A 13464-nucleotide genomic window follows, 5' to 3' on the forward strand; every position below is an offset into this window, starting at 1 on the left:
TGGCAGCGACTTCGAAGACAACCGTGGACCTGGTGAGGAGGCAACAGGGCTTGGGACTTGACTGTGAGGCCGGAATTAGACAACCAAGCGCATTGCCCTTCCAGGACAACCGCCACTCATTGAGCCACGGACTCGATCGTGTGGATGCAGATATTACTGCCTGAATTGATCAATTGCGTCTCTGAAAGTTCGAAGCCACCCTGGACCATGCCTGTGACCACGGAGAACGTCAGGTCGCTCACGAACTGAGCTTCGCCATCTATAAACTGATATTCTTTTTCATGCTTTTTCACCGCCTCTGCCATCGTGGGGCCGAGTTGGGAATGAAGCTCTTCTATGCCACTCTGGTCAGTGATCTTGTGCTTTGCCATGAGCCGGGCGACTATCACTGCGTTCATGACAACGTTCTTGCAGGCATAAAAACGAAACTCCCAATCATTGAGGCGATCTTTAGAGACAGACTGGGCCGTTGCGCCACTCTCAAAAAAAATGAGCACTGCAAATCCAAGTGCTGCTCTCATCAACATACTCAATCCTTCACTTCCCACGCTGTCAGGAAAGGGTTTTCTCCGACCTGCAACACAACGTTGTCGCTTGTTACTTCAAGCAGCTGGGTCTTGCCACGCATCTTTCCCTGCAGATTTCCCGGTTCCGAATGAGAGCGGAGGAACCAGACCCCGGTCATATCCTTCGGCTTTCCAGCGCATTCACTCACCCAATGCCACCCTGCAAAGGCAAGATACTCGGAAATTGCAGATTGTAGAACTGACTGCTTCGGCAATACATCTCACGTCTTTTCTCTAAACGGCAGCCTTGCCCGCACAATGCCCCTTGGCAAGGGCGCAGACAACGCAGCCGTAACGAATGGCCGGTATGAGCGGCTGCGCCGCAGCGACATGCAGTCGGACGAACGACCGCTCCGGGCCGGAAGCGACTACGAGCCTGCCGGGCGCGAATGGCTGTTTCGCCAAATGCCGTAGCCTGAACCTGCATGGCAACAAATAACGGCCCCGGAACAATGCTCTCGCTCTATTGAAGGGCGCGAGAGACGATTGACTTGCGATCACGCTTAAGTTCGGGGCACGTTTCCGAACTGCCCTGTTTGCATTTGGGGCTCTTGTTGACTTTGCAGCCGCTCCTTGGATACGGGCTTTCAGCCCTCCTCAGGATAAGGCTGAGTGTGACCGGCCGGTGGCGGGCCGAATAGCCATCCTAGCGTCCATGCTGATGCTCACTGATCCGGCTGTCCAGATCCTTCCGGGTGAACCCGGTAGAATAATGAACACCTCAGACTATAAACGATGGCAGACATGGTCTTAAAGCGACGGCTGCTCTGTTGCTGGATCATGAGGCTGAGACACAACCATGGTTTCAGATCTGTGCGTGGTCAGTCCCCAACGTCCCCACCACTTTCATCCCAAGGAGCAAGCGGAGTAGACTAACCGCTTGATTAAGCATCGTCAGACACTTTAGGGCAGCCGATCCCGCTGCGACATGAAGGGTGTCACGCTTGAAAGTACAGGACGCGATCATGGACATTCTGCTGTTATGTGCCGGGGCCGCCGACAAAGCCTGGCCGGGGCCGGAGGCGGAACGGCCTTTGCGCACCAAGGGCAAACGCCAGGCCCAGAAAATCGGGGCGGCTCTCGGCCGGAAGGACCTGCGTCCCGACCGGGTGCTCACAAGCCCGGACGAGAGGTCACGGGTGTCTGCGGAAAAGGCCGTGAAGGCTGCAGGTTGGACGGCGCGCCGGATCGAAACCGTCTCCGATCCCCTCGCCTTGCTCCCTACTCTGTCCAAGGACAGGCAGCGTCAGCTTGTGTGTCTGCCGCCGGAAGCCTGCGCGTCACTGGCGGACCGGCTGGGGCTTGAGATCAAAACCCGCTCCGGCATGCTCTTTCATCTGTGCGGGACGCTGGAAGCACCCCGGGTGGTGGCCGGGATCGACGCCCGGGACCTGCCAGGAGGGTTCCCCTACCCGGCCCCGGATGGCCCGGAAAGACGCGCGCGGCCCGCCTATTATTACCGGCAATCCGCCGTGCTCCCCTACCGGCGGACCGGCGAAGGCCTGCAAATCCTGATCATCCGCTCCAGCAGCGGCCGTAACTGGGTGGTGCCCAAAGGCATTGTCGAGCCCGGCCTTTCCCCCGCCGCCTCCGCGCAAAAGGAGGCCCGCGAGGAAGCAGGGGTTGAAGGGCGCGTCGCACGCAAACCGCTGGGCAGCTTTTCCTATGAGAAATGGGGCGCCCCTTGCGAGGTCACTGTCTTTGCCATGGAGATCGAAACGGTGCTGGACGCCTCCCTTTGGGCGGAAAGCCACCGGACCCGCCAATGGGTCCGTGCACAAGACGCCGGCCAGCGTCTGCACGAGCCGGCTTATCAGGACATGATCAAACGTCTTTAGAGGAAAGCCGCGCAGGCAAATCCTATTTGTTCTTGCAGCCCGGCTGACCTATATCTTGCCCAGCGATGCGCCGGATGTATCCCCTGTCAAAGACCCCCACCATGGAGAGCCCCCTGTGAGCACAGATCAGGAGACACGGCTGGAGAAGCTTGAAGTCGACCTTGCCCATGCCCAGAACACCATTGACGATCTCAACGGTGTGGTCATTGCCCAGGGCAAACAGATCGACCGGCTTACCCGGGCGCTCAGCCAGATGACCGATCAGGTGGAAGAGCTGATGGACAATGTCCTGCCCCAGCCCCCGGTGGAAAAACCGCCCCATTACTGATCCCGGTGCAGTTCAAAAACGGATGTGTCCCATGAAAAATACCCGCCTGACCCTGGTTGCCCGTCCTGACGGACGTCTTGGCCCGGAGCATTTCAAGACGGTTGACGAGCCCCTCCCTCTGCTTGAAGACGGCAAGGCGCGGGTGCGGATTGTCTATGTGTCTTTGGATCCGGCCATGCGCGGCTGGGTGTCACCTGCAACGGACAGCTACATTCCCCCGGTCGAACTGGGTGAGACCATGCGCTCCCTGGGCGTCGGCATCGTGGAAGACAGCCGCTCGGATGCTTATCAAAAAGGCGACTGGGTCAGCGGCATGACCGGCTGGACCGAATATCTGGACGTCGCCCCTGGTCAGCTGAGTGTTGTGCCGAAAACCGCGCAGATCGAAGATTATTGCGGCTTGCTTGGTCTGCCCGGGATCACCGCCTATCACGGTCTTGTCGTGGAAGGTGAACCCAAGGAAGGCCAGACCCTTTGCGTTACCGGTGCTGCAGGATCCGTCGGCTCCCTTGTTGGCCAGATCGGTAAGGCCCTGGGACTGAGGGTCATCGGCATTGCCGGCACGCAGGAAAAATGCGACTGGCTTGTCAATGAGCTTGGCTTCGACGCGGTTCTAAACTACCGGACCGACGATCTGGACAATGGCCTGAAGGCTGTGGCCCCGGACGGGATCGACCTTCATTTTGAAAATGTCGGCGGCGCCCCCTTCAACGCGGCGCTGCAAAACATGAGGGCCCACGGGCGGATGATCATGTGCGGGTTCATCTCCGTGTATAATGGTGAAGGCATCGCCCCCGCTCCGGATATGACCGCAATCGTCCGCAAGCGCCTCACCCTCAAGGGCTTCACCATGCCGGACCACTATGCGCGCTATCCGGAGTATTTCGAGGCGCTCGGCAAACTGCTTGCTGATGGCAAACTGACCTACAGGCTGGACATTGAAGCGGGTCTGGAGAATGCTCCGGCCGTGATCAACAAACTGTTTGACGGCACCAATACCGGCAAACTGGTGGTCAAGGTGTCCGATCCATAAGATGCGCCAGATTTTTCAAGGCTTTTCACGGCTCTGTGGGCCGGGTTGCCAAGGCTGGCTGGACATGGCATAAGCCCCGCCATCATCAAGAGAAGGGCTGGCGCCCTCGCCAACCTGCCAACCGGGCAAGGTGGTTTCCGCACCAGGGATGCGGCTGGGGCTTCTGAACAGAAGATCCCGGCAACAAAGCGGTTGATTGCATGCGCCAGTCCTCCTCGGGCAACCGATGGAGGATTTTTTGTTTCAAGACCCCCTCGCAGGACGTGCAGCCGTTCTGATCGAAGACTGTCCCGACGGACCGGCCGCCTGCGCCGACCGGACCGTGTGGCTGGAAGCGGCGGAGGACTGCGTGCTTTTGCATCTGAAGAGCCTGCGCCTTCTGGGCGGCTTGCCGAAGCACAAGACACCGCTGTCCGCCGACCAGCGGGATCGCCGCCTGAAGGACCTCCTGCGGCTATGGGCGGCAGGGTGCACCTGTGCGATTGATGAGGATCTCTTTGCGGACCTGCTTAACAGGCCGAGCCGCTGACACATCCGCTCTGTGTGTCTGCACCGCCGCAGGACAATGAGAGCTTGCGGCCTTGCCTATTTCGGCACCGGACGAGGCCGGCCGTCATCGTCCACCGAGACAAAGGTAAAGTGGGCTTCAGTGACTTTTTCCCGGTGGCCGTAGCGATGGCGCAGGGCCCAGGATTCCAGCCGGATTTCCATGGAGGACGTGCCAACCCGCACAATATCGGTATAGACGCAAAGGACATCGCCCACATGAACAGGGCGGATGAATTTCATCTTGTCCACGGCGATGGTCACCACCCGGCCCTCTGCCCGCTGCCCCCCCGCGATACCACCTGCAAGGTCCATTTGCGACAGCACCCAGCCACCGAAAATGTCCCCGGCCGCATTGGTGTCAGCCGGCATGGCCATGGTCCGCAATGTCAATTCGCCGCGCGGCTTTTCCTGTTCGTCGCTCACGTCAGGCCCCTCTTCCTGTCAAACTTTGAAAGAGACTAGAAGGTTTGGCGGCCCTGTTGCACCACTAAAAGCGTTAATATGAACGGGAAACGCTGTTCTTCAGCGGTTTTTTTGATCACTCGCACGAGAAAAGCGGCAGCGTGAGCTGCCGCCGGGTGCTTGAGAAAAGGCCCCTTTGGCCAGGATTTACAGCGTTGCCGCCTGCTCCAGAAACGCGCGGTCTTCCAGGCAATAATATCCCGAAATCCGGCTGATGGTGCCCGAACGTTTCCAGTCATTCAGCACCCGGCTGACATTTTCGCGCGCCGCCCCGGCCATATTGGCGATGTCAGCCTGGCTAAGCTTGTAGTGGATCAAGGTCCGGCCATCATCCAGTGTCTTGCCGAAGGTCTCCGACAATTGCAGCAAGGTTTGCGCCACCCGTCCGGGCAAGGGTAAGAACGAGCGGGCGGCCAGAACGTCATTGGCGTGGCGCAGGCGCTTGCCGACAATGGACAGCATATGCCGGTAGACGGCCGGGTGCTCGTCGGAAAAGCGCTGGAAAGCTGCCTTTTCGATAAAGGCCAACTGGGCCTCCTTCAGGGCACTCACCGTCGCCGAGCGGGGACGCCCGTCCAGCAGCGCCAGTTCACCCACCAGATCGCCCGGCCCCAGAACCGCAAGCAGCTGCTCGTCACCGTCGACGGACAGGAGCGACACTTTGAGCGAACCTTCCAGAACCGCATAACAGCCATTTCCCGGATCGCCATTTTCAAACAGAATTGTGCCGGATGCGAGTTTCATTGGCCGGGCCAGACGGGACAGGCCAACAGCCAGGTCCGGCTCCAGGCCTTCCAGAGAAAAGCTGTTCTTTAAGAAGTCTTTGATTTCTGCCACATTTACCCCCTGCCAAGGAATTCACGACACAAAGTTCAGGCCACGCGCAATCCTGTGATGTCCGTCACGTGCGTTCAAGAAAAAAATCCCTATATCAATAGGCATGGAAGCGGGGCCGCCCCTCCCCCTTCCTGACCTCCACGAAAAACGGTCCTGTTCCCCGCAGGACCGTTTTTTCGTTCCAGCCAGCCAAAACGCCAGCCAACCGGCCGTATCCAGCCCCAGGACCATCAATTTAAAAAAACGTCCTTGCGCTCCAGAGTATGAAAGAACCTTTCACTGGACAGAACTTCATACTGGCATTCGCGAATGCCGATTTTGCGGCGCGGCTCATCCCGCATAAGCCGGTCATCTGAGCGGCCCGGAATGCAGGCCACGAAACTGCGGTCGCCCATCCCGTCAAAGTGATTGAGCAAAAGCCGGTGCAATTCTTCTACATCGGCCGTTGGCGGCAGCGGCTCGGCCCTGGGCAAAAGCTTGAGATTGTGCGGCTTTGCCAGACGGGAGAGCCGCAAGGTCTTCAGACCGGGCTGCAGCGGCGAAATAATCAGCGGCGGCGTGTCATAGCCTGCCCGCTCCACGGCCCGGAACACGAGCCGGGCCAGTGCCGTTCTGGCCAGAAGGCCATCACGCACCGCCACAAAATCCGGAGCCCGCTCCATCAGCACGCTGTAGCGCGTCAGCTGCGCCATCGCTTCTTCCAGCAGGATTTCGTCTGGCAGCAACTTGAAGAAAGCCCGCCTGCCCAGTTTCTCGCGGGTGAACATGCGCGGGCCATAGGTCTCTTTCATGCGTGTGCTGACAGGAGACACCCGGTCGCCGCTGAAGGCAAGCGTGAGGCCGAACAGGACGCTGCTGCCAACCTTTTCCGCCGTTTCCTGCAAGGGCCGGAACTCCCGGGGCCAGAGCTCGGATGCCACCAGCGCGCCAACCGCGCTCAGACGGCCGCGCTCCGCGAGGTCACGCAGCGCCCGGTCCACGCCAAAGGCAAGACCGTAATCCAAGGCACCTAGAGTAATTCGTTTCATAAAATCTGACAGGCAGGCCGGGTGAAAGGGAACGCCCCCTCCCTGCGGCATTCCACAAGCTATTGCAAGTCTTGGCTCGGCCCCTGGGCTGATTTTGAAAGCAAAGCGCGCTTATCTTGCAACAATCGGCTCAAAGACAGGACCCTTCAGGCCACTTACGCGATAAACCACCAGTTTTTCCAGTCGAACGCCTTTGACTTCCCGGTTCAAAACAGCAATTTTCTCGATATTTCCAAAGCTGTTGCTCAATTGATCTGCGCGGTCGCGCCTTTTTTCGGTCACATAAAGTCCCGGTCTGTCGAAGAGACCAGCGTCAGGCGCCGGACGCATCACGTAGCGCAGCGGTTCACTTGTCTGGAAAACCGGCAGGTCTTTCTTAAACAGAAAATCAAGCTGCGCGTTCAGGCCGTAGCTGGTGGTCAGCACGAAAGATGCATCGGCCTGCTGCGCCAGTCCTTTCAACTCCAAACCGATTTCCGGCCAGCCGCGCAGCTGGAAGGTCGGGTCCTTGCGCGCCAGCGCTCCGGTCAGGGGCCAGACCGCATGAACCTGAACCAGCCCGGCCACGGCGAGCCCCAGCACAACGGCACCGACACCGATCCGGCGCCAGAGAGCCTTCCCTGCCTGCCCATGCGTGACGAACACCGCCGCCAGAATGGCCAAGGCAGGAAAGAGCGGGGCCGGCCAGTTGGCCTGAACCCGGGCATGGAGAGAATGAAAACACAGATAGGCCAGAAACGGCAGGCATGTCAGCAGCACCAGAGAAGGAGCGCTCTGCCGTTCGCGCAGTCCCCTGACGAAAAGGCCCACGCCCGCAAGAGCCAGAAGGGCGGTCAAGGGATTGAGCAAACCCAGAAAGGCCCCGAGAAATTCCAAGATGTATCTGGTCGTGAAGCCGCCGCTGCCGGCCCGGCCGAATTGCTTGTAAAAGCTTGCCCAGTCGTGGAGATGGTTCCAGTAAAGGACTGGCGCAAAGCACAAGAGCGCAATCAGCCCGCCGGCCCAGAGCTGCCAAGTGCGCCACCAGCGCCGCTCCTGTGGCACCCACACAAGCCACAGGACAATACCGGCCCCCAGAAACAGGACGGAATATTTTGAAAGCAAACCGCCCCCGGCCATCAGGCCGGTCAACAGCAACCAGGACGCATTGCGTGATCTGACCAGTTCGGCCAGGGTCCAGAAGGTCAGCCCCCAGAACAGAACAGACGGGGCATCCGGAGTGGCGAGAATCCCGCCAATGCCCACCAGAAGGCTGGTGTTGAGAAACAGCACCGCCCAACCGGCACAGCGCGCATCATAAAGGATCACCACCGTGCGCCAGAGCGCGAGCGACCCGATCAGGCCGGAGACAATCACCATGGCCCGCACGGCAAAGACCGTATCACCGAAGACGGCCTGCCCCAGCGCGATCCACCAGCCGATCATGGGCGGGTGGTCAAAATAGCTCAGCGCCGGAAAGAGCCCCCACAGACGGTAATAGGCTTCATCTTCCACAAACCAGGCATTTGCGGCCGCAAACCCCTTCAGGGCCGTGATCAGTCCGATGATCCAAAAAAGCCCCGCCGGCCGCAGGAAAAACGGCAGATTGTCGATGGTCCGTGGCACGCGCGTCACTCTTCCAGAAACCTTGGGGCTCTCACAGGTTCAGGCTCAGGACTTGCGCCAGGTCAGCGCCGAGCTGGCCGCATAGTTCCAAACGGCTCCCATCACGGCACCGGCTGTCCCGGCCACCCACCAGTAATCCGGGTCCATATAAACCAGATTGGCAACCCCCACATTGGCCAGAACCCCGACCGAGCAGACCGCATAGAAGGTCAGAAGACCGAAGAGAGCCTTCACCCCGTGCAGACGCCGGTCGCGGTAGGTCAGCTGGTTGTTGAGAAAGAAGTTCGAGGTCATGGCAACGAAAGACGCTGCGGTCTGCGCCAGATTGAACTCCAGGCCGCCGAGCAGGAACAGCCGCAGCGCCAGCAAATGCACAAAGAGGCCACTTGCGCCGACAAGGCCGAACATCAGGAAGCGAACGGAGACCACATCCCCGAAATATTTCGACAACAGCAACCCGAAATAATCCAGCGTCACCAGCGTATCCAGCTTGCTTTCGCCGTGCTGGCGCTCGCGGAAGGTGAAGGGCAGTTCCTTGATGGTCAGTGCACCACCGGCACTTGAGACCAGATCCAGCAGGATCTTGAACCCCTGGGGTGAGAGTTTGGGAGCCAGCTCTTCCGCCTTGGCCCGCCGGACCATGAAAAAGCCGCTCATCGGATCGCTTAACGTGACATGGAGCAGCTTCTGCGCCAGGCTGTTGGCAATGTTGGACCCCCAGGCGCGGACCGCCGACAGACCCTCGCCCACCGTGCCGCCCTCCACCTTGCGGCTCGCGACCACCAGATCCGTGCCCTCTTCCCGGATGGCCGCCAGCATGTGCGGCAGCAGCGTTTCGTCATGTTGGAGATCCGCGTCCATGACTGCCACATAGGGCGCCGACGAAGACAGAATGCCCTCCACGCACGCCCCAGACAGACCGCGCCGGCCAATGCGCCGGATCACCCGCACACGCCGGTCCTTGAGCGCAATCGCCCGGGCCACTTCGGTCGTCCCGTCCGGGGAATTGTCGTCAACGACAATCGCTTCCCAGGCGATCCCGGCCAGCGCCTTGTCCAGAAGGCCGATCAGAACCGGAATATTTGCAGCTTCATTGAAGCTCGGCAGGACCACGCTCAATTCGGCGGCATGTGGAGCGGAAGGGGCCGGGGAAGAGGGCAAGCCTTCGTCTTGCGTCCCATGTGCGATGCTCGCTGCGCTGTCCATTCTCAAAACCTTGTCCGCCCAATCCGCAGCCGCAGCCGGGCACCGGCCTTGCGCCGGTTTGTCTCCACATGACTGAATTCGGCCGGACCATAGCCTGCCTGACGTTAAATACAAGCAAAGACATCGCGCCTATGCAGCGCCGGTTTGTCTTTCCCTGCCCGACGCCCTTTGACGGGCAAGTGTGATGCAAACAAGGCAGTGTCCGCCCTTTTTGCCGGGCAAGCTGCGCGGGCCTGCTCCCTTGCCCTTGCCTGCCCGGCTTGCCAACCTTGCCCTCATCTGCCGTTTCGTCTAGGACAACCGCAATTGACTTAGCGCCGGTTGCCGCAGATCCATGGTGGCGGCCGGTGGAGAACTCGCCGGGATCTGACGACTTCATGGCCAAAAAACCGAACAAATTGAAGGCACGCCTGCCACGGGGTTTTGCCGACCGCCCCGCTGAGGACATCCGCGCCACGGATGACATGATCAGCAAGATCCGCGCGGTCTATGAGCGCTACGGCTTCGACCCTGTCGAAACCCCTGCCTTTGAATTTACCGACTGTCTCGGTAAATTCCTGCCCGATACTGACCGGCCGAATGCCGGCGTATTTTCCGTGCAGGACGAGGACGAGCAGTGGATGAGCCTGCGCTACGACCTGACCGCGCCGCTGGCCCGACATGTGTCGGAACATATCAACGAGATCCAGCTGCCCTACCGCAGCTACCGGGCGGGCTGGGTGTTCCGTAATGAAAAGCCCGGTCCAGGCCGGTTCCGCCAATTTATGCAGTTCGATGCCGACACGGTGGGCGCATCCGGCGTTCAGGCCGATGCGGAAATGTGCATGATGATGGCCGATACTATGGAAGCCCTGGGCATCCCGCGCGGCCAATATGTCATCCGGGTCAACAACCGCAAGGTTCTCGACGGGGTTCTGGAAAGCGTCGGCCTAGGCGGTGAGGAAAACGACGAGCGCCGCCTCACCGTTCTGCGCGCGATCGACAAGCTCGACAAGTTCGGCATTGAAGGCGTCCGCCTGCTGCTCGGCGAAGGGCGCAAGGATGACAGCGGCGACTTCACCAAGGGCGCTGGTCTGGACGCCCATGCCATCGATACGATCGCGGATTTCGTTTCCGGTGTCGGCACGCTTGACAATGACGGCGTACGGGAGCTGGACACCATGGCCGCCATCTTTGCCGCCTGCGGCTATGGCGGGGACCGGATCAAGATCGACCCGTCTGTGGTCCGCGGCCTGGAATATTACACCGGCCCTGTTTATGAAGCCGAGCTGCTCTTCGATGTGACCAATGAAAAGGGTGAAGTCGTCCAGTTCGGCTCCGTTGGTGGCGGCGGCCGTTATGACGGGCTGGTCAAGCGCTTCACCGGCCGCGATGTTCCGGCCACCGGCTTTTCCATCGGCGTGTCCCGCCTGATGACGGCGCTGAAGAACCTGGGCAAACTGTCCGCCTCCGGCACGGTGGCCCCGGTTCTTGTGACCGTGATGGACGGCGATGTTGAGACCCTCGGCCGCTATCAGAAGATGGTTCAGGACCTGCGTGCGGCCGGCATCCGGGCGGAAATGTATCAGGGCAACTGGAAGAAATTCGGCAACCAGCTGAAATATGCGGACCGGCGCGGCTGCCCGGTTGCCATCATTCAGGGCTCGGACGAACGGGCCGCTGGAGAACTGCAGATCAAGGACCTGATCGAAGGCAAACGCTTGTCGGAGGAAATCACCGACAACATCACCTGGCGGGAAAGCCGCCCGGCACAGGTCACCGTTTCCGAAGCGGATCTGGTGGCCACCGTGCGGGGCCTGCTGGACGGCCAGGCCGAAGACCGCAGACGGCAAAACGAGGGCTGAGGCATGCAACCGGCGGCTGGATCAACCGGGCTGAACCCGGCAACAATCGACGCAGTGCTACAGCTCTTTCAGGAGGCTGGCCATGACTGTGTGGCACCGCCGATCCTGCAGCCCGCAGATGTGTTTCTGGACCTGACCGGCGAGGACATCCGCCGCCGTCTCTACCTGACCCAAGGCACCGACGGCGCCGACCTCTGCCTAAGGCCGGATTTCACCATTCCCGTGTGCCGGTATCATGTGGCCCGCAAAAAGGCCACGCTGCCAGCGGCCTATTGTTATTCTGGACCGGTCTTCCGTCAGCGGCCCGACGGGCTGGGCGAAATCCCCCAGCTGGGGGCGGAAAGCCTCGGACGGACGGATATTGCCGCCGCAGATGCGGATCTTCTGGCCCTGTCGATCAAGGCCGTCGCCACCTTTGGGGTGCGCAGCACAGATGTGCGCATTGGTGACGAGACCCTGTTTGCCGCCGTGCTGACCGGACTGGACCTCCCCAAAGTCTGGCAGCGGCGCCTGCGGGATCTCTTCGGTGAAACCGACAAATTGTCGGCCGCCATTGACCGCATGGCCGGGGCCGGCGCTGGCACGGATGGAGCCCCTTCGGAAGACGACAGCCGGGATGTCCGCCTTGGTTTCCTGTCCGCTCTGGAAGGGGCCGACCCGGCCGCCGCTCATGCGGTGGTGGAGGATCTCCTGTCCATTGCTGGCATCTCTGCCGTAGGCGGGCGCAGCCCGGCGGAAATCGCCGAGCGGTTTCTGGAACAGGCCGCCCTTGCCAGTGGCTCCGGCGCCCATGAAAAAGCGGCCCGCACCTTGCGCGCCTATCTGGCGCTCAAGGCCGATGGCACCTCCGCCGTCGCAGCCCTGACGAATTTCAGCTCGGCCCATGGTCTGGATCTGGCAGCTCCTCTCGCCGCATTCGGACAGCGCCTGGACGCGCTGAGTGCCAAGGGCATCGACCCGGCCAGCCTGAGCTTTGCCGCCGAGTTCGGCCGGCGCCTCGATTATTATTCCGGCTTCGTGTTTGAGATCCATTCCACGTCAACGGCTGTGGGCGGCCCGCTTGTGGGCGGCGGACGGTATGACAAGCTGCTGACCCTTCTGGGTGGCGGCGACAATGTGCCGGCAATCGGCTTTTCCATGTGGCTGGACCGGATCGCCGCCAGCATTGAAGGCTGACCCATGAGCAAGCTGATCATCGCCATCCCCTCCAAGGGCCGCCTTCAGGAAAACACCCACGGCTTTTTCGGCCGGGCCGGGCTGAAAGTCCTGCAACCGGGCGGCGCCCGCAATTACCGGGGCGCCATCAAGGGCCTGCCCGACGTGGAAATCGCATTCCTGTCCGCCTCCGAAATCGCCCGCGCGCTTTCGGACGGCACCGCGCATTTCGGGGTCACGGGTCTCGATCTGGTGGAAGAGAACATCTCCGACCCGGCCGCCACGGTCCATATCGTAACCCCGCTTGGCTTCGGCCCGGCCGATGTGGTCGTGGCCGTGCCCAAGGCCTGGATTGATGTGGAGACCATGGCGGATCTCGGCGATGTGGCTTCCGATTTCAGAAGCAGCAACGGCCACCGCCTGCGGGTGGCCACCAAATATGTGAACCTGACCCGGTCCTATTTTGCCAAACATGGCATTGCCGACTACCGGATCGTCGAAAGCGCCGGGGCAACGGAAGGGGCTCCGGCGGCTGGCTCCGCTGAGCTGATCGTCGACATCACCACCACGGGCTCGACCCTTCATGCAAACAATCTGAAGATCCTGCGCGACGGCGTGATCCTTGAAAGCCAGGCCCATCTGGTGGCATCCTTGAACGCCAGCTGGTCCGCGACCGCTCTTACGGCGACCCGCGCGATTCTGGACCGGATTGCCGCTGAAGAGGCGGCGCGCAAGGTCAAACTGGTCAAGGCGGTTGTTGATGACCGCACCCAGGCACTGCGGGCCGTGAGTAAGGTCGGTGCCCTGCAGCGCTTTGCCGAGAGCAGTGATCCGCACCGGGTCAACGTGCTGTGCCCCAAGGACGCGGTCGCCGATTGCGCTCAGATCCTTATAGAGGAAGGGGCAGATACGGTGACGGTGGAGACGCTGGATTATGTGTTCTCAAAGGAGAACCCGCTCTTTGCACCGCTGAAAGACAAGGTCTGCGGCTGAAACCGGTCCTGATCCGGCGC

Annotated in this window: 13 protein-coding genes and 1 riboswitch; of the genes, 7 read left to right on the top strand and 6 right to left on the bottom strand. The window is 60.7% G+C overall.

Going from position 1 to position 13464, the window contains the following annotated elements:
- Positions 1–116: 116 nt before the first annotated feature.
- Complete coding sequence (locus ACXAIC_RS10110; RefSeq protein ID WP_475177122.1) at positions 117–527, bottom strand: hypothetical protein; 411 nt, start codon at positions 525–527, stop codon at positions 117–119.
- Positions 528–1531: 1004 nt separating this feature from the next.
- Between ACXAIC_RS10110 and ACXAIC_RS10115 the strand changes: the two genes are divergently transcribed.
- The 4 genes from ACXAIC_RS10115 (at position 1532) to ACXAIC_RS10130 (ending at position 4294) form a co-directional block, all read left to right on the top strand.
- Positions 1532–2404: an NUDIX hydrolase gene (locus tag ACXAIC_RS10115; protein ID WP_475177129.1), complete on the top strand. Its 873-nt coding sequence runs from the start codon at positions 1532–1534 to the stop codon at positions 2402–2404.
- 115 nt (positions 2405–2519) lie between these two features.
- Positions 2520–2732, top strand: a complete 213-nt coding sequence (locus tag ACXAIC_RS10120) for a SlyX family protein (protein ID WP_475177136.1) — start codon at positions 2520–2522, stop codon at positions 2730–2732.
- Positions 2733–2763: 31 nt separating this feature from the next.
- Positions 2764–3765: an NADP-dependent oxidoreductase gene (locus tag ACXAIC_RS10125; RefSeq protein WP_475177142.1), complete on the top strand. Its 1002-nt coding sequence runs from the start codon at positions 2764–2766 to the stop codon at positions 3763–3765.
- Between the two features lie 77 nt (positions 3766–3842).
- Positions 3843–3963: riboswitch (SAM-I-IV-variant riboswitch) on the top strand.
- 40 nt (positions 3964–4003) lie between these two features.
- On the top strand, positions 4004–4294 hold the full coding sequence (locus ACXAIC_RS10130; RefSeq protein ID WP_475177149.1) for a hypothetical protein: 291 nt from the start codon (positions 4004–4006) through the stop codon (positions 4292–4294).
- Positions 4295–4350: 56 nt separating this feature from the next.
- On the opposite strand, the gene ACXAIC_RS10135 is transcribed toward ACXAIC_RS10130, so the two are convergent.
- The 5 genes from ACXAIC_RS10135 to ACXAIC_RS10155 form a co-directional block, all read right to left on the bottom strand.
- On the bottom strand, positions 4351–4689 hold the full coding sequence (locus ACXAIC_RS10135) for an acyl-CoA thioesterase (protein WP_475177715.1): 339 nt from the start codon (positions 4687–4689) through the stop codon (positions 4351–4353).
- Positions 4690–4923: 234 nt separating this feature from the next.
- Complete coding sequence (locus ACXAIC_RS10140; protein ID WP_475177155.1) at positions 4924–5613, bottom strand: Crp/Fnr family transcriptional regulator; 690 nt, start codon at positions 5611–5613, stop codon at positions 4924–4926.
- A gap of 230 nt (positions 5614–5843) precedes the next feature.
- Positions 5844–6641 (bottom strand): ChbG/HpnK family deacetylase, encoded by a 798-nt coding sequence (locus ACXAIC_RS10145; RefSeq protein WP_475177160.1) that lies wholly within the window; start codon positions 6639–6641, stop codon positions 5844–5846.
- Between the two features lie 111 nt (positions 6642–6752).
- Positions 6753–8246, bottom strand: a complete 1494-nt coding sequence (locus ACXAIC_RS10150; protein ID WP_475177166.1) for an ArnT family glycosyltransferase — start codon at positions 8244–8246, stop codon at positions 6753–6755.
- A 45-nt stretch (positions 8247–8291) separates the two neighbouring features.
- The gene (locus ACXAIC_RS10155) at positions 8292–9452 is read right to left on the bottom strand and encodes a glycosyltransferase family 2 protein (protein ID WP_475177171.1); all 1161 of its coding nucleotides are present in this window, start codon (positions 9450–9452) and stop codon (positions 8292–8294) included.
- Positions 9453–9829: 377 nt separating this feature from the next.
- Here ACXAIC_RS10155 and hisS point away from each other — a divergent pair, with 377 nt between their 5' ends.
- The 3 genes from hisS to hisG are packed head-to-tail and all read left to right on the top strand — an operon-like array spanning position 9830 to position 13444.
- The gene (hisS, locus tag ACXAIC_RS10160) at positions 9830–11296 is read left to right on the top strand and encodes a histidine--tRNA ligase (protein ID WP_475177175.1); all 1467 of its coding nucleotides are present in this window, start codon (positions 9830–9832) and stop codon (positions 11294–11296) included.
- A 3-nt stretch (positions 11297–11299) separates the two neighbouring features.
- The gene (locus tag ACXAIC_RS10165) at positions 11300–12472 is read left to right on the top strand and encodes an ATP phosphoribosyltransferase regulatory subunit (RefSeq protein WP_475177180.1); all 1173 of its coding nucleotides are present in this window, start codon (positions 11300–11302) and stop codon (positions 12470–12472) included.
- 3 nt (positions 12473–12475) lie between these two features.
- The gene (gene hisG, locus ACXAIC_RS10170; protein WP_475177187.1) at positions 12476–13444 is read left to right on the top strand and encodes an ATP phosphoribosyltransferase; all 969 of its coding nucleotides are present in this window, start codon (positions 12476–12478) and stop codon (positions 13442–13444) included.
- Positions 13445–13464: the final 20 nt, after the last annotated feature.

The sequence above is a fragment of the Roseibium sp. AWQ4_254 genome, assembly GCF_056161025.1.